The sequence below is a fragment of the Methylobacillus sp. DLP286 genome, assembly GCF_056636515.1.
On record NZ_CM153145.1, the window covers coordinates 2,858,413 to 2,874,319 of the forward strand.

The 15,907-nt window shown below is 57.0% G+C and carries 13 protein-coding genes; 8 read left to right on the top strand and 5 right to left on the bottom strand.

The window, feature by feature from the left end; translation table 11 throughout:
- Window positions 1-176: 176 nt before the first annotated feature.
- A complete protein-coding gene (locus ACWXTG_RS13725; RefSeq protein ID WP_480220214.1) occupies window positions 177-1,247 on the top strand; it encodes a DUF481 domain-containing protein in 1,071 nt (356 codons plus the stop codon).
- A gap of 6 nt (window positions 1,248-1,253) precedes the next feature.
- On the opposite strand, the gene ACWXTG_RS13730 is transcribed toward ACWXTG_RS13725, so the two are convergent.
- Window positions 1,254-1,451 (bottom strand): hypothetical protein, encoded by a 198-nt coding sequence (locus ACWXTG_RS13730; protein WP_480220215.1) that lies wholly within the window; start codon window positions 1,449-1,451, stop codon window positions 1,254-1,256.
- Window positions 1,452-1,662: 211 nt separating this feature from the next.
- Here ACWXTG_RS13730 and ACWXTG_RS13735 point away from each other — a divergent pair, with 211 nt between their 5' ends.
- From ACWXTG_RS13735 to ACWXTG_RS13745, 3 genes are all read left to right on the top strand, one after another.
- The gene (locus tag ACWXTG_RS13735; RefSeq protein WP_480220216.1) at window positions 1,663-4,239 is read left to right on the top strand and encodes a bifunctional diguanylate cyclase/phosphodiesterase; all 2,577 of its coding nucleotides are present in this window, start codon (window positions 1,663-1,665) and stop codon (window positions 4,237-4,239) included.
- Between the two features lie 35 nt (window positions 4,240-4,274).
- Window positions 4,275-6,128, top strand: a complete 1,854-nt coding sequence (locus tag ACWXTG_RS13740; protein WP_480220217.1) for a 7TM diverse intracellular signaling domain-containing protein — start codon at window positions 4,275-4,277, stop codon at window positions 6,126-6,128.
- A gap of 190 nt (window positions 6,129-6,318) precedes the next feature.
- Complete coding sequence (locus tag ACWXTG_RS13745; RefSeq protein ID WP_480220218.1) at window positions 6,319-7,491, top strand: PQQ-dependent sugar dehydrogenase; 1,173 nt, start codon at window positions 6,319-6,321, stop codon at window positions 7,489-7,491.
- Between the two features lie 92 nt (window positions 7,492-7,583).
- On the opposite strand, the gene ACWXTG_RS13750 is transcribed toward ACWXTG_RS13745, so the two are convergent.
- The gene (locus tag ACWXTG_RS13750) at window positions 7,584-8,243 is read right to left on the bottom strand and encodes a LuxR C-terminal-related transcriptional regulator (RefSeq protein ID WP_480220219.1); all 660 of its coding nucleotides are present in this window, start codon (window positions 8,241-8,243) and stop codon (window positions 7,584-7,586) included.
- Between the two features lie 254 nt (window positions 8,244-8,497).
- Here ACWXTG_RS13750 and ACWXTG_RS13755 point away from each other — a divergent pair, with 254 nt between their 5' ends.
- The 3 genes from ACWXTG_RS13755 to ACWXTG_RS13765 all read left to right on the top strand — a co-directional run bounded on the left by ACWXTG_RS13755 (window position 8,498) and on the right by ACWXTG_RS13765 (window position 10,456).
- Entirely contained in the window at window positions 8,498-9,385 is an 888-nt protein-coding gene (locus ACWXTG_RS13755) for a hypothetical protein (protein ID WP_480220220.1), read from the top strand.
- A gap of 344 nt (window positions 9,386-9,729) precedes the next feature.
- Window positions 9,730-10,038, top strand: a complete 309-nt coding sequence (locus ACWXTG_RS13760) for a hypothetical protein (RefSeq protein ID WP_480220221.1) — start codon at window positions 9,730-9,732, stop codon at window positions 10,036-10,038.
- Between the two features lie 73 nt (window positions 10,039-10,111).
- On the top strand, window positions 10,112-10,456 hold the full coding sequence (locus ACWXTG_RS13765; RefSeq protein WP_480220222.1) for a hypothetical protein: 345 nt from the start codon (window positions 10,112-10,114) through the stop codon (window positions 10,454-10,456).
- A 53-nt stretch (window positions 10,457-10,509) separates the two neighbouring features.
- On the opposite strand, the gene ACWXTG_RS13770 is transcribed toward ACWXTG_RS13765, so the two are convergent.
- Window positions 10,510-10,938 carry a hypothetical protein gene (locus tag ACWXTG_RS13770; protein WP_309564445.1) on the bottom strand — a complete coding sequence of 143 codons (429 nt, stop codon included), beginning with the start codon at window positions 10,936-10,938 and terminating at the stop codon, window positions 10,510-10,512.
- Window positions 10,939-11,155: 217 nt separating this feature from the next.
- Here ACWXTG_RS13770 and ACWXTG_RS13775 point away from each other — a divergent pair, with 217 nt between their 5' ends.
- Window positions 11,156-13,090, top strand: a complete 1,935-nt coding sequence (locus ACWXTG_RS13775) for a PQQ-dependent sugar dehydrogenase (RefSeq protein WP_480220223.1) — start codon at window positions 11,156-11,158, stop codon at window positions 13,088-13,090.
- 58 nt (window positions 13,091-13,148) lie between these two features.
- On the opposite strand, the gene ACWXTG_RS13780 is transcribed toward ACWXTG_RS13775, so the two are convergent.
- Together ACWXTG_RS13780 and ACWXTG_RS13785 are read right to left on the bottom strand one after the other, a co-directional pair.
- Entirely contained in the window at window positions 13,149-13,385 is a 237-nt protein-coding gene (locus ACWXTG_RS13780; protein ID WP_309564447.1) for a hypothetical protein, read from the bottom strand.
- A 192-nt stretch (window positions 13,386-13,577) separates the two neighbouring features.
- Window positions 13,578-15,779 (bottom strand): TonB-dependent receptor, encoded by a 2,202-nt coding sequence (locus ACWXTG_RS13785; RefSeq protein WP_480220224.1) that lies wholly within the window; start codon window positions 15,777-15,779, stop codon window positions 13,578-13,580.
- Window positions 15,780-15,907: the final 128 nt, after the last annotated feature.

Here is a 15,907-nt window from a genome sequence, read left to right on the forward strand (position 1 = left end):
TCCAGGGCAAACCTGTGAACCAGTAAGTCAGCATTAGCTAAAGCCGTATTGCAATTGATAGCCCATGGGTAGACGTGCGTGACCAAGTCTCTCGTAGCTGAGAGTTTGTAATGAACCGCCCTATGTCGAGTTACCGGTTGGAGTTCCGTAAGGGATGGGACCAGAAAGGATCAATTTTGTATCGTGTTGTGTGGAAAGGTTTCACTGTTGCCAGTGCCGTGATAGTCGGCTTGGGGGTATTGCCGTTATCGGCCGGGGCAGATGAGATCCGCCTGAAAAATGGCGACGTGATCACGGGTAAAGTGGTGCGAAAATTCAATGAGAAGGTAGTGTTCAATACCTCGTATGCGGGCGACATCCAGGTCACCTGGTCCGAGATCGAGACCATCAAGACCGATGAGCCGCTGGCCGTCACGCTGACTGACCGCTCCAACCTGAAGACGACGCTGGAAAGCTACGATAACGGCAAGGCCACGATCAAGCTGGTGCAGCTGGATGACGAGGAGGACGGCAAGAAGCAGTACGAGGAGAAAGAGATTCCGCTGGCCGACCTGCTCTACATCAACCCGACGCCAGAATTGTCGGGCGTCGGGGTCAACTGGAGCGGCCGCATCAACCTTGGGGGTTCCGTCACGCAGGGTAATACCGACACCACCACGGTCCGTCTTGACGGCGAATCGATCGCACGCACGCTCAACCACCGTCTGACAGTGGCTGCCGTGGTCAACCGCGCGACCAACAACGGCGAGAATACGCAGTTCAACAACCGATCCTCCATCAAGCTGGACCGATTCGTCAGCAACAAGTGGTACGTCTATGCCAACAACACGCTGGAAAACGACCGCTTCCGCGACATCAAGCTGCGGACGACAACCGGCGTCGGTAGCGGTTACCAGGTGTACGAGCGGCCGGACCTCAACCTCTTCGTCGAAGGCGGCTTGAACTATGTGACGGTCAATTATTACGAAGCCGAGAACGAGAGCTACCCGGGCGCGCGCTGGGCGTTGAAGTACGACCAGCGCGTCTTCGGCGGCAGCACCCAGTTCTTCCATGAGCATGAAGTCCTGCTGGGCCTGGACAGCGCAAGCAATGCATTGGCCTTCACCAAGACCGGCTTGCGCTTCCCCATCATCAACAACTTCAATGCCTCGATCCAATACAACCTGGATTGGGCGGGACAGCCGGCAGACGGGCGCAAGAGCACGGATAGCGCTCTGATCTTCAACCTCGGGTATGTCTGGCAGTAACCGAGGTCACGAGCGCAGCCGCCTTGCGCGCCAGTTGGCAACTTGTTGCCGGCGCATGATATGGCGCAGCAGGGCGGCGATCGCAATGAAGCTCGCCAGGTGGGCGAGCCCTGCGTAAACGCTGACCAGCAGGATACGTGAAAACGCACCCGTCATTGCCAGGGGCGATAGTACAATCAGGGCGACAAGCAGGATCAGGAGCATTGCCGTATCCTCCGTGCTGAATCATGTACGGTATTGCAAGCACGAATCACACCATCCACCACCGGCCCAGACGGCCTAAAAAATTCAATCTTTCCTGGATCCAGCCGTTAATTGATCAAGGGCGGCTTCCCATTCTCTTTTGCCGGTCGATGGGCCGGCAACCCAAGCTACAATTAGCGCATCATTTTCAAAATCGAAGAACCTAAAAAACATGTTTTCTGACCAGGGCGGCCAATTCAGCATTGCATCAGGAGGATGGAGGTTTTACTCCCCCTTGATCGTGGCAGTCCTGATTGGTATTTCCCTGCTTGGCGTCGCTTCCTATATCCATACGGTTGACCGTCAAGCCAAGATCAAGGAAGAGCGCCATTACGTGACGACGCTGGCAGCAGGCGTGCGTGCTCGTATCGAGGGAGAGCTGAACAGCTCCATCCATCTCGGGCTGGGCCTGACCACCTATGTTGCCGCCAATCCCAATTTCAATGCCGACAGTTTCAACCGCGTCGTGGCCAGCCTGGTGCATTACGGGCGCCACCTCAAGACCATCACGATGGCGCCGGGCAATGTGGTGCGCTACGTATATCCCCTGGCAGGGAATGAAAAGCTGCTCGGGTTACGCTACCAGGCCCAGGCGACTGGCCAGGAGGCCTCTCTGGAGGAATCGCGGCATCCCGAATTGGTTGGGCCGATTGACCTGGTGCAGGGCGGGCGCGGCCTGGTGCACCGCTTGCCGCTGTTCGTGTTTGATCAGGCTGGTAAGGAGTCTTATTGGGGAGCGGCTTCGGTGGCACTGGATATTGACAGCCTGTTGCAGGCTGCGGGTTTGCAGGTGCATGGCGCGGTCCTGAGTTATGCCCTGCGGCGCATGGATGACCGCGGCCATGCTGAAATGATCAGCGGGGACAGCGCCTTGTTCAGCCATGACCCGGTGTTGCTGGACATTACCTTGGACGGGCATGTTTACTGGCAGCTTGCCAGCATGCCGACGAAGGGATGGGGGCAGCTGGCCCAGCCGGACAACTGGATTTTCTGGATCGGTGTGTCGCTGGCGCTGGCCTTGGCAACGCTCGCCTATGTTTGGTTGCGCACTATCCAGCAGTTGCGCCAGCGGGATGCCAGGACGCGCCTGGCCACCAGCGTATTCACTTCTTCCAGCGAAGGCATGCTGATTGCCAGCCCCGGCGATGAAGTGATCGGCATCAATCCTGCAGTCACCGAATTGACGGGATATTCGGCACAGGAGTTATTGGGCATGCCGGTCAGTTTCCTTGCGGCCGAGCAGATGATGGCGGAAAACAGGCAGCAGGCTTATTTTTCCGTCAATGAGAAAGGCATCTGGCAAGGCGAAACTTTGATACGGCACAAACAGGGGCACGTTTTCCCCGTCGCGCTGACCATTACCACGGTCACCGGCCAAGACGGCAGGGCCGAGTGCTACATCAACACTTTCAGCGATATCAGCGAACGCAAGGCCAACGAGGCCAGGATTCATGACCTGGCGCATACCGACACGCTCACCGGCCTGCCGAATCGCATGAGCCTCTATAACGGGCTGGAGGAGCGGCTGGCAGACGCGCAGCCCATCGGTGTGATGATCCTCGATCTTGATAATTTCAAGATTATCAACGATACCCTGGGGCACCATGTCGGGGACCAGCTATTGGTGGAAGTGGCGAGGCGCCTGGTTTCCTGTGTTGCCGACCAAGGGCTGGTGGCCCGGCTTGGCGGGGACGAGTTTGTGATCGTACTCGGCAGCCAGCAGGCGCCGCAGATGGTGGGCCGCGTGGCGGAGCAGGTGTTGCAGCGTCTGGCGCAGCCTTATCTGATCGAAGGCTATGAGCTGCATTCGTCTTCCAGCATCGGCATCGGGATTTCCCCGCGCGACGGCAGCGACGCCCATAGCCTGCTCAAGAATGTCGATACCGCGATGTATGAGGCCAAGTCCTCCGGCAAAAACAATTTCAAGTTCTTCACCGAAAAGATGCGCGAGGAAATCAATGAGCGCATGCATATGGAGAACCATTTGCGCCAGGCATTGCTGCGGGACGAGTTCGAGCTGCACTACCAACCGCAGGTAGAGATCGCTACTGGACGCATCATCGGCATGGAAGCGCTCGTACGCTGGAATCATCCGGAGTGGGGCATGGTGTACCCGAACAAGTTCATCAGGATTGCGGAGGAATGCAACCTGGTGATTCCGCTGGGCGAATGGGTGTTGCGCGAGGCATGCCGGCAAATCAGCCAATGGAGCCAGCAAGGCTTGGAAGAGGTGTGTATTTCTGTCAATATTTCCGCGCGTCAATTAAAATCCAGGCATCTGTTTACCCTGATTGACAGCTTGATTTCGGCGCATAATATCAAGCCGGGAATGCTTGAGCTCGAGATCACCGAAAGCGCGGCCATGGATGATCCCGAGCAGACCATTCCGCGCATGAAGAAATTGAAGAACAAGGGTGTCGCGTTGGCGATCGATGACTTTGGTACGGGATATTCTTCCTTGAGTTATCTCAAGCTGTTGCCGTTGACGCGCCTGAAGATAGACCGCTCCTTCGTCAAGGACATCGAGACCGACCCGAACGACGCGGCGATTTGTGCCGCCACCATCGCGCTTGCGCGCATTCTGGGACTGGGGCTGGTGGCGGAGGGCGTCGAAACTGAAGCACAATTGGATTATTTGCGTGCCCAGGGCTGTGATAGCGCCCAGGGCTATTATTTCAGCAAGCCCCTGCCGGCAAACAACATTATGGAGTTTGTTTCCCGCCATCAGCAGGAGGTATTGTCGTCATGATGCGATAAATATCATGGCGCGGAAAAGGGGAGTGGTTGCGTAGGCTAGTCACATTGATATTGCTGCTGATCTGCCATGCCTGTGCCTGGGCGCAACCTGCCGCGTTGCGCCTGGATGACAGTCACGCGTTGGCGTATGCCGGCCCTTTCCTGCAATACCTGGAGGATCGAGGCCATCAGCTTACGTTGAAAGACTTGCCGTCTTTGCAAGAAAGCGGCGTATGGAAGCCCGCGCTGAATGAGCTGGGCAACGTCAACCTGGGCTACTCCCGTTCCGCGTTTTGGTTTGCGCTGCCGGTGTCCGTGGCGCCCGGTAGCGCCGAGGACCGGCTGCTGGAAGTCGCGTTTGCCTCCCTGGACCATGTCGAAGTCTATAGCCCGGATAGTGATGGCATCTACCGGCGACAGGCGGCTGGCGATATTTATCCTTTCAATCAGCGGCCTTACCCGCACCGCAACCTGGTGTTCCCGCTCAAGCTGCCGGCGGGGGAGCATGCCATTTACATCAAGGTCGTGTCGCAGGGGACGTTGACGGTGCCGGTCAACCTCTGGCAAGTCAAGGCGATGCATGCGCATGACCAATACGCCTATTCTTTGCTGAGCTTGTATTACGGCGCCCTGCTTGCCCTGTTTTTCTACAATTTCCTGATCTACCTCTCTACGCGCGAAACCGTGTTCCTGTTTTACGTGGCTTTCGTCGGCAGCATGGTGGTGGCGCAGGCATCGTTGAACGGCCTGGGGAACCAGTTCCTCTGGCCCACATGGCCCGAGTGGGGCAATGTCGCCTTGCCCTGCGGCATGGCGGCCACTGGATTCTTTGGCGTGTTCTTCAGCCGCATCTTCCTGAATACACGGGGGAATTTTCCGAGGCTGGACCGGGCGATGCTGGCGTTTGCCGTATTGTTTGCCTTGATTATGCTATCCCCGCTGGCCTTGTCATATCGCTTTTCTGCGCTGTTGGTTTCCTTGTCGGGCGTGGTATTTTCATTGTTTGTCACCTCGGTGGCGGTCGTTTCCTATATGCGCAAAAACCCAGGCGCGTTCTATTTCCTGTTGGCATGGAGCGCTGTGCTGGCCGGGGTCGTGATCCTCGGGCTGCGCAATCTGGGCTGGGTGCCGACCAATGCCTTCACCATTTATTCCATGCAGATCGGTTCTGCCATCGAGATGCTCATGCTGTCTTTCGCCCTGGCCGACCGCATCACCATCATGCGCAAGGAAAAGGAACAGGCCCAGCGCGACACCCTGAATGCCAAACAGGAGCTGGTGGATGCCCTGATCAAGACGGAGCACGACTTGGAAGAGCGGGTCGCCTTGCGCACCAAGGAGATCGAGGCAGTCAACACCCAGCTGCGCCACAAGGAGCGCGAACTGCGCTATATGGCATTGCACGACGCCCTGACCGGGCTGGCAAACCGGACCCTCATGAACGACAGCCTCAAGCGCGCGCTCGCCCGGGCAGAGCGGGACAATAGCGTCGTGGCCGTGCTGTTGATCGATTTGGACGGATTCAAAGAAATCAATGACACTTACGGGCATGCCGCCGGCGACCTGGTGCTGCAGGTGGTGGCTGCGCGCCTGCGCAAGGTGACGCGGGTGAGCGATGTGACCGCCCGGCTGGGAGGGGACGAGTTCGTCGTGGTGCTGGAGGATATCCATGGGGCCGAAGATGCCATACGGATTGCGGAAAAACTGGTGGTGGAGTTGGCGCGCCCGGTGGAGGGCGGTTTGCACATTTCCGCCAGTATCGGTATCGCATTGAGTTCCGGGCGGCAGATGACGGATGATGTCTTGTTGAGGCAGGCCGACAAGGCGATGTATAAGGCAAAACTGGCGGGGCGCAACCGTTGGCATGTGGCTGTCGAAGCAGAATATGACAGCATGAACTAATGGCTCAGCAACTTTTGAGCAATGCGCTTGTCATTTTGAATGGGAGTTCTGCTGCAGAAACTTCCTATACAAATCAACATTAATAAGGCAGCGTATGCATATTATTAAAAAGTACAAAAAGTTTTTTCTTTCCCTGTTATTCCTGATTGTTGGCATTGCTTTATTTTTTGCCGGAGCCGGCCAGTATCACATGCAATGGTGGCCTTTCGGTCAAGGCTATTTTGCCAGTGTCGACGTGGATGAAATAGTACCTGAGCCTCGCCAGGCAAAAATATCCTCGATCTTCGGCACGGAAGAGCTCGAAGTGCGCGAACTGCCGTTCAGCGACCAGTACCCCACCGGTCCTTTCGAAATGCTGGGCAACAAGCAATTCCTCTTCATTACTAAGTGCGGCGAGGTTTATTTCACCAAGATCAACGAAGCCAGCGAGCTTGAGATTACCAAGAATGCCGATGCATTGACCAAGCCCGGGCTGGAAGAACGCGAGGAAAGCAAGGGCGATGATTATGACAACCTGGTGTATTGCAAGGAGCTGGCCGGAGTCAAGGACTCGCTGCTGGTCGGCAATACCCTTTATGTGGCCTATACCACTTGGGACCACGAGGCGAACGGCGCTAGGCTGGCGGTATCCGCCTTTGAGCTCGACCAGGAGAATGCTGAGCTGACCTTCCGCAAGGATATCTTCGTCACTTACCCGGCGATCAAGGAGCCTTTCCTCGGCCACCAAGTGGGTGGCAAGCTGGTATTGGGCGCGGATGACGACACCATGTTCCTGAGCGTGGGGGATTTTTCCAAGCCAGACGGGGTGCAGGACCCAACCACTGCGCTCGGCAAGATGATCAAGATCAACCTGCGGGACGCCAGTGCCGAGATCTATGCCTCGGGCTTGCGCTCGCCTTCCGGCGGCTTGTATTTCGACCGTGAAAGCAACGAGTTATGGGAAACCGAGCACGGCCCGAGGGGCGGGGACGAAATCAACCTCATCAAGCATGGCCGCAACTACGGCTGGCCGGTGGTGAGCTACGGCACCCTGTACGAACGCGAGGGCATGGGCAACTACTACGGCAACAAGTACAACTCGCACGAGAAGTTCGAGAAGCCCGCATTCGTATTCAACCCCTCCATAGGCGTGGGCGCGATCGCCAAATATCCCAAGACCGGCAAGAACGAGTATTGGGAGGGCGGCTTCTTCGTCGCGGGGATGGCCGCCAATTCCCTGCTATACATGCGCAAGGAAGGCGAGCGCCTGATATATGCCGAGCCGGTGTTGAACGAATACCGCATTCGCGCATTGAAGATAGACAAGAACGGCCATTTCTTCATCAAGACTGATAATGACCAATTCCTCTGGATGGAAAAGTAGGTACAAGGGCCTGTTCACGCGTCATGTCATGACAGGACCGTGAACAGGCCAAGCAGTCAGGCTGAATAATAGCCTGACTGTTTCAGTGCATGCTAGGTTGGGGAGTGCTGGGGTTGTATGTCTGGCAATGTCAGCAAGTGGTGCTGCAATGCGTAGAAGATGAAATCGGCATTGCTCTTGAAGTTGAGTTTCTTCAACACCCGGCTGCGGAACACGCTGACGGCGCCCGCGGTGACGTTCAGTTCGCGCGCCACGGTGGCAATGGTTTTGCGCTGGATGAATTTCAAGAACACCTGGAACTCGCGCTTGGAAAGTTGCTCGTGCGGGAGGGGCTCTTGTTCCGCCTGCAGTGCCAGCCTGAGTTTTTCCGGCAGGTAATATTTTCCGCCAGACACCGTTTCTATGGCCTGGAACAGCTCGCCTTCGCCAGCATATTTGTCGAGGTAGCCCTTGCTGCCGCAACGGATGAAGTTAAGCAGGAAATGCTCTTCTTCGGTATTGCTGAGCAACAGCACGGGAATGTGCGGTGCAATGCCGCGCAAGTGCGACAGCAGCTCCAACCCGTCTCTCTTGCAGGAAGACACGCAGACGATGACTAAGTCGAGCTGCCGCTTGGCCCGCAGTTTCCTGATCTTTTCCTCGTCTATATTCGCCAGTACGTGCTTGATCTGCATTTCCTTATGCTGCGAAAGCAGATGGCTGAGCGAATAGTTGACCAAGCTGTCCTGGCTGATCAATGCAATTTTTTTCATGGCGCGCTAAGTCTAGGGCAATGAAGAGATTTTCATATCCTACTCATAATGCCGTATCGACGATGTAGGACAATATAGCGCTTCTTTGTAGGAAAAAATGAAGTTTGACGGCCTGCAGGTACGCGTAGGACCGTTCTGACAACTATTCGAGCAGTTTGCCTATGACGTTGCTGCTCTGCTTCTCCTAATCTGCTTCTCAGCCGCATTCGAGGCTAGAAATAAAACAACCACTCAAATATGTTTAGGAGGCAAATATGGCAACGTTGCATAGCGAAGCAGCAAGGAGGGATGACTGGCTGGTCTTACCCATTTCATGGCGGGCAATCCTGGCCGGGGTGGCCGTGGCGGTCGCGATACAACTGATCTTGAGCCTGTTGGGCACAGGCGTGGGCTTCAGTTTCGTAGAACCGACCGATCCAGGCGGGACGCCTACGGCCCAGGCATTTGGCATCGGCGCAGCATTATGGTGGATCGTGTCATGGATATTCTCATTGACCGCGGGGACCATCGTTGCCGTGTTGTCTTCCGGTGAAATCACGCGTTGCCGCGGGGCCTTGCTGGGCATCGTCATCTGGGCATTGGCCACCATCGCGGGCGCTTGCGTATTCACCAACCTCGCTGGCGGCGCATTCAAGACCACCGCAGGCGTGCTCGGCGTAGCTGGCAGCGGCGCCGTCGCCGGCGGCACCTTGCTTGCGACCAATGGACCTGGCGGCGAACTGAGGCAAGAAGTGGAAGAATTCTTCCGCAATGCCAAGAACAGCGTGGACCAACAGGTGACCGAGGAAGGCCAGGGCAGGGGTCATCGTGGCGGCGGTGCTTACTGGCACGCCTTGAGCCGCTACCTGGCCAACCCTGATGAAGCGAGCCGAGCCATCGATCGTGACCGCGTTGTTTCCACACTGGCGGATGCGACAGGCGTTTCCAAGGAGCAGGCCGACGAGGAAGTGAAAAAGCTTGAGGACGCCTACGCCGCCGGCAAGGAAAAAGCCAAGGAAGCAGCCGACCAGGCAGCTGAAGCAGCCGCCAAGTTCGCGTTGTGGGCTACCCTAGGGTTCCTGCTCAGCCTTGTCGCCGCTGTGGTGGCGGGTTCCGTCACTGCGCGCAACCTGGTGCATGCCGCCGCCAGAAATACATATTAATTAGCCAAAGGAGAGATATATGCCTTATATCATCGCATGGTTGCTGGGTGTCCCTATTACGGTCCTGGTGTTGATCTGGCTGTTGTTCTAAACGCCGGTGACAAGCAAGAGAAAGCCCCGCCAAGCGGGGCTTTCTCGTTTGTGCATTTGGAACAGAGGATGTCAGCGCCTTCTGACAAAAACTATCATCGCCGTCCTATGGGGAGGCGCAAGCGGCTTGGCTATGATGGAGCCATAGTCAATTGGGCAACACCAATGCAAGTTAAGTTTCATCGGTAAGCCAAATAATTTGCATGGATCCATCATCGAACAGCATCACCAGCATGACTGTTAAGGAGAATAAGATGAAGACAACCTTTCGAGTGCTCGTTCTGTCATCCCTCATCGCAATGACCAGCCTCGCGGGCAATGCCGCACCGGCTGCCGAAATGTGCAGTAGCGAACTGCAGCATGCCGTGCCGGTACAAATGAACAAGGGAGCCATGCTGAGCGTCAGCGACCGGTCACTGTCCTCTCGGCAGAACGTCTTGCAGGATAAGCAAGCCCTGGGCAAGTCGCGCGGTTTCGAGCGTTATCAACGGCCTGTATTGGTGGACAAGGGGATTTGCCTCCACAAGCCCGGCGCGTTCAATAAAAGCACCGTCAAAATGTAACGCTCACCCTGCTATATGCGCACTTGCTGATAGCGCGCGTGCCGCCCGTTTTGCATGATAAAAAGGAGAAGAAATGAGATTATCCAAGTCCAAACTGTTTGCTGCCATCATCGCATTGATATTGGTGTGGGTAGCTTTTACCCAAATACGCATGCTCGATGGCAAGGCTGTGGATACCGCCAAGGCGACCGCATTGAAGCATATTGAGAATCCTGAAACTGCCAAACTGGAGAATTTGGAAGAAGTCCGTCACGGCGATACCAGCGTTGTCTGCGGAGAGTACCGCGTGAAGACTGAAAACGGTGAGTACGGCGAAGCACGCAAATTTGTCGTCGAGGTGCATGAAGGCGAAGAGTCGCGGTTCAGCGAATTGGACGAGGACATCGCCCAATACTGCAACCTGCCAGGCAGGCATTGATTCACGGCAAGAAATAACAAAGAAGCCTGCAATCGCGGGTTTCTTTGTTTGTTTTAATTGCTGGCCGAAGGCGCAATCAGCGGCCAGCGGTCATCCATCCAGGCATATTCCTCGGGAGGCTCGGTGGTGATGACATAAATGCGGCGCTCATCGTGGTGGGTGGCAATAACGCCCTTGATGGCATGGCCTGGCGGGATGTCGATCCAGTGCGCATTGCGTTCCGGGTCGCGGCTCAAGAATTCCTCGGCAAGCAGATCTACAGGTTCCGGCTTGAGCTTGTCCCATTTGCCTTGCTCCAGAGATGTCTGGCGAGCCCAGCCGCCAATGAAGAAGCCGCCTTCTTTTTCCTCAAGGTCGTTGCCCCAGCGCAGCCACTTGATATGGCCTTCAGCGCTCTGGATCGGCAACGCCGCCTTGGGATGGGGAAACTCGATCCGTTTCTCGACACCGGAATGGTCGGTTAATTTGATGCCTCTGCACATGGTTCTGGTCCTCAATACAATGAAATCTATTCTAGGGAAATCATATTAAGAATTGATTAAATGATGTAAGCCTGAGTTTTCTTAAACTGATGTAGGAATTTTCCTAACAGGTCCATTGTTCCTGAATATGGAATTGTGTAATTGGGATATTCTTATATATCGAAATCTGGGCTTTTGTCATACTGTTTATGATTATTTAATAAGGAGCCAACACGTAATGAAAACAACAAGCAAAGTGCTCGGCCTGATATTAGCCATGGGTTGGGCGGGGGCCGCCAACGCCGATCTGGCGGACGTGGAAGCGAACCTGGGCCGTCTCAAGGTGCCGGAAGGGTTCAAGGTGGAAGTCTATGCCGAAGTGCCTGGCGCACGGCAAATGGCATTGGGGACTTCCGGCACCGTCTACGTCGGCACCCGGGGCAACAAGGTCTACGCCGTGGTGGACAAGAACAAGGACCACAAGGCCGACGAGGTGATCACCATCCTCGACGACCTGAAGGTGGGCAATGGCGTCGCCATGTGGGACGGGCATCTGTACGTGGCCGAGCAGCACCGCATCACGCGTTATGCCGCGCCCGATTTCGACCTCAACCTGCCGTTCAAGCAAATGCGCGAAGTGATCTATGACCAACTGCCGGACAAGGCGCACCACGGCTGGCGCTACATCGCGTTCGGCCCGGACAAGAAGCTGTACGTGACGATTGGCGCGCCGTGCAACGTGTGCGACCCGCAAGGCATCGAGGCCTCCATCATCCGCATGGACCCTGACGGCAAGAACACAGAAGTGTTCGCCAAGGGCGTGCGCAACTCCGTCGGCCTGGATTTCCAGCCGGGCACCAATGTATTGCACTTCACCGACAACGGCATGGACATGATGGGCGACGATATCCCGCCTGACGAGTTCAACGCCGCGCCAAAGGCCGGCCTGCATTTCGGCTTCCCTTACGTCGGCGGTCAAGATGCGCGCCCCAAGGATTGGCAGAACAAGAAGCCGCCACAAGCCGTGACGCCGCCCGTGCTTGGCTTCCAGGCGCATAGCGCGAACCTGGGCTTCAAGTTCTACACCGGCAAGCAGTTCCCGAGCGCATACCAGGGCAACGCCATCGTCGCCCAGCACGGTTCGTGGAACCGCAGCAAGCCTGTCGGCTACCAGTTGATGCGCGTGGTATTCGACGAAAACCACAAGGTGAAATCGAACGAAGTCTTCATCGACGGCTGGCTCAATGACGGCGAGGCATGGGGCCGCCCTGTCGACGTGCTGCAGCTCAACGACGGCTCCTTGCTGGTATCCGACGACTATAGCGGCGTCATCTACCGTGTCAGCTACGGCGAATCCGCCGCGGCTGCGCCTGCCCGCGGCAAGAGCGGCCACCAGGCAAAAGTGACCGGGCTGCAGATGCCGGAGTCTGCCGTGGCTCACCCGGATGGCTGTATATTCATCAGCGAGATTGGCGAGTTCGGCAAGAATGGCGATGGCAAGATCACCGTGATCAACAAGGACGGCAGCCGCCAGGCCCTGGCGGAGGGCTTGAACGATCCCAAGGGTGTCGACCTCTTCAACAATCAGCTTTATGTCGCGGACGTGGACCAGGTGGTGAGGGTCGGGCTGGACGGCAGCAAGACCGTGATTGCCAAGCCGGGAGACTTCCAGGAAAAACCAGTGTTCCTCAACGACATCGAGATCGACGGCCTGGGCAACGTCTATGTCTCGGACAGCGGCGATGACAATGGCAAGCACGGCGCGATCTACCAGATATCTCCCGAAGGCAAGATCGCCCAATTGATCAACGACAAGTCCGGCATCAAGCGCCCGAACGGGCTGCTGCTCGACGGTCCCGGCAAGCTGCTGGTGGCCGATTTCGGCAGCGGCAAACTGTTCCAGGTGAATTTCGTCGGCAAGAAGGCGAGCGTCACGCTGCTCAACCAGGGCTTTGGCGGCGCTGACGGCCTGGTGCGGGATACGGACGGTTTGCTCTACGTCAGCGACTGGGCCGGCGGCAAGGTCTGGCAATTGACCGAACCGCGCGCGACGCCGCAGTTGATCAGCGAGGGCCACCAATCCGCTGCAGACATAGCAGTATCTGCCGATGGGCGCTTCCTCTTGATTCCTGACATGAAGGGCGGCGAGTTGGTGCCTTTGCCTATCAAGTAATTGAGTGGTTTCCATCAATAAAAAAGCCGGTTCATGCCGGCTTTTTTATTGATGATATTTAAGTATTGATCAAGGCCGCTTTTGCGGTATCCGGCAAATGCCGGTCCAGTTTTTTTGCCAGCAGGAAGGCTTGCCGCCGCTTGTTGGCATCCCGGATTTGCTGCTCGATCAGGCTCAATACGTCTTCTACGGTGAGCACGTCCTTGTAGGCCTCGATATTGTCCTTGAGGGGTTGCAGGACTTGAATGCTTTGTTGCGCGTCATAAATAGATTGCTCGAGATTCTGGCCAAACATTGCGGCTCCTGATAGCAAAGTAAATAAGTGGGCACGATTGTAGAGTGAAAATTTAGTCCCGCTTATCAGGCTGGGCTGATGTTGCTGTAGGACGATACTGACAAACCAACATGTCCAATTGAATACGATATGGCGACAATTTGAGGTCATGAAGGCAGCCTAATCGGCTGCCTTTCTCAGGCCTTTTGGTAATCAAAAACGTATATGCAGCGCAACTTCAAGGCTGCGCGGCTCGCCGACATAGTATTGGGTATTGGTCTGGTGGATGAAGCGCGCGTATGTTTCGTCAGTGAGGTTGCGGATACGGGCGATCAGGTCGGCGTTCTTGCTGACGCGGTATTTCGTATGCACGTCGAACAAGGTGTAGGAGGGCACCCACATGGTATTGGCGTTGTTGGCGTATACGGAAGCCACGTAGCGCGCGCCGATGCCGGCTTGCCAGCCTGGTGCTATCTCATAGTGCAGGCGCAGGTTGGCGACCTGGTCGGGCACATTGATCGGGTGCCTGCCCCTGCGGGAGACGACGGCGGTGCCGACGGCTTCATTGAAGTCGTCGTATTCCGCGTTGATCCAGGCGATATTGCCTTCCGCGCGCAGCTTGGGCGTGATCTGCAGGGAAGAGGCAAGCTCGATGCCGGTGGAGGTCTGCTGGCCCACCTGGATGGTGTTGTTGCGGTCCTGCGGGTCGGTCACCGGGAAGTCCCTGCGCACGATGCGGTAAGCCGCGATGGTGGCGGTGCCCCGTCCGTCGAGGTAATTCAACTTGCTGCCGACTTCCACTTGGTAACCGGTGGAAAGCTTGAAATTGTTGTCCACCTGGGCCGCGCTGGCGCTGGTGAGCGTACCGCCAGGCGGTTCCGCCGAGGTGCTGTATTGGGCATAAAGGTTGGCGTCTTCAGTGACGTCGAATACGATGCCTGCGCGCCCGGTAAACGCATCCCAGCGCCGGTCGACCGTTGCCGGGCTGGCGCCGGGATTGTTGTCCAGGTGCAGGTCGATATGGTCGTAACGCAACCCGGTCACCAATGACAGGCGCTGGGCCAGGAACTGGCGGTTTTCGATGAATGCGGACAAGGTCCTGGTCTTGGTGCTGCGGCCTTTCTGCAGGCCGTTGCCCATGCCGGGGATGTCGGAGAACCCGCCGGGATCGGGATTGCCGGGCGCAACCGTGTCGAAGACGCTGCTCACCGAAGTCGGGAACACGGTTTGCCGGTTCACGTTGTAGTTCGCGCCGAAAGACCAGTCGCTTTGCAAGCCGAACAGCGCGCCCTTGTGCAGGACTTCGACCCGGTTGCCGTTGAGTTCCTGGTCATGGCGCTGCATGTAGGCGCCCGAACGAAAGACGGCGCTGTTGCCGGCGTTGTAGCGGTATACCTCGAGGTTGCGGAAATCCCGCTGGCCGGTGTAGTGGTAGAAGGTGTTGCGCAGCGAAGTCTGCGCGCTGAACTGGTATTCGGTGATGGACCGCACCCAGGTGACGCGCTGTTCGTAACGGCCGTCCGCGACGTTGTAATTGGCAAAGCGGTTGGACGTGTCGATTTTCAACCTGCCGGCCTGCGGGTTCAGCGTCGGCGTGCCCCAGTAAGGGCTGTCTTCCTGCTCGACGTGGTGTTCCAATGCCAGCGTATGCGACAACTCTGGCGTGATGTCGGCCAGCCATGACAACGCCAGGCTGTCCGCCTCGCGTTGCTGCCGGTCGATATAGCCGTTGCTGGTGTTGCGGCTGAAATCCAGGCGCACCCAATTGTTGCCGTTCAGCGCATGGTTCAGGCCGAGATCGGTTTCCATCGTGTCGTAGCGCGCATAGCTGATGCGGGCTTCGCGGATTTCCTCGTCGCGGGTCGCGAGCTTGGTGACATAGTTCAGGCTGCCGCCGATGGAACCGCTGCCGTAGAGGAAGGAGGAGGGGCCGCCCACCAGTTCCACGCGGTCATAGACCCAGGCGTCCACCGGGCGGTTGGCGCTGTTGTACTGCAAGCTGATGCCGTTGAACAACTGGTTGACCTGTGCGCCGCTGAACCCCCTGTAGGCAACGAAACCGCCGTGCCCGGGAGGTGCAGAGGCATTCACGCCGGGCAGGCTGTTGGCCGCATCCTGGAAATTGCGCGCGCCCGTTTCCTCCATTTGCTGGCGGCTTGCCACGGCGACCGAGGCGGGGTTCTCGCGGATGGTCAATCCAAGCCGGGAGCCTGCCTCCGACGGCTTGTCGATGTTCAAGCCCTGCTGGTGCTTGATGGGTGCAGCCTTGACGTGCACGGTGTCCAGGGTGTGGGTGCCGTCCGGCTGGTCCTTTGCCTGGGCGGATTCCTCGGCATCGGCATATGAAATGCCCATGGCCGAGGAAAACATCCCGGCAATCAAGGCCTTGATCAGGAATGGGTATGGTGTCGTCATATTGGGTCGAGAGGCAATGTGCGAAGCGTCGCGGTCGTGGCGGCATGTCTGCCACGACACGGGGCGTATCGGCAGTTTTTTGTTATGAGGGGGTGAAATATAGCAACATCGCCGGCTTGGGATAATGT

Excerpts from the sequence above, each read along its gene's own strand:
- ACWXTG_RS13765 (WP_480220222.1), top strand. The coding sequence starts at position 10,112 with ATGAGATTATCCAAGTCCAAACTGTTTGCTGCCATCATCGCATTGATA.
- ACWXTG_RS13760 (WP_480220221.1), top strand. The coding sequence starts at position 9,730 with ATGAAGACAACCTTTCGAGTGCTCGTTCTGTCATCCCTCATCGCAATG.
- ACWXTG_RS13770 (WP_309564445.1), bottom strand. The coding sequence starts at position 10,938 with ATGTGCAGAGGCATCAAATTAACCGACCATTCCGGTGTCGAGAAACGG.
- ACWXTG_RS13755 (WP_480220220.1), top strand. The coding sequence starts at position 8,498 with ATGGCAACGTTGCATAGCGAAGCAGCAAGGAGGGATGACTGGCTGGTC.
- ACWXTG_RS13745 (WP_480220218.1), top strand. The coding sequence starts at position 6,319 with ATGCAATGGTGGCCTTTCGGTCAAGGCTATTTTGCCAGTGTCGACGTG.
- ACWXTG_RS13775 (WP_480220223.1), top strand. The coding sequence starts at position 11,156 with ATGAAAACAACAAGCAAAGTGCTCGGCCTGATATTAGCCATGGGTTGG.
- ACWXTG_RS13750 (WP_480220219.1), bottom strand. The coding sequence starts at position 8,243 with ATGAAAAAAATTGCATTGATCAGCCAGGACAGCTTGGTCAACTATTCG.
- ACWXTG_RS13730 (WP_480220215.1), bottom strand. The coding sequence starts at position 1,451 with ATGCTCCTGATCCTGCTTGTCGCCCTGATTGTACTATCGCCCCTGGCA.
- ACWXTG_RS13785 (WP_480220224.1), bottom strand. The coding sequence starts at position 15,779 with ATGACGACACCATACCCATTCCTGATCAAGGCCTTGATTGCCGGGATG.
- ACWXTG_RS13735 (WP_480220216.1), top strand. The coding sequence starts at position 1,663 with ATGTTTTCTGACCAGGGCGGCCAATTCAGCATTGCATCAGGAGGATGG.
- ACWXTG_RS13780 (WP_309564447.1), bottom strand. The coding sequence starts at position 13,385 with ATGTTTGGCCAGAATCTCGAGCAATCTATTTATGACGCGCAACAAAGC.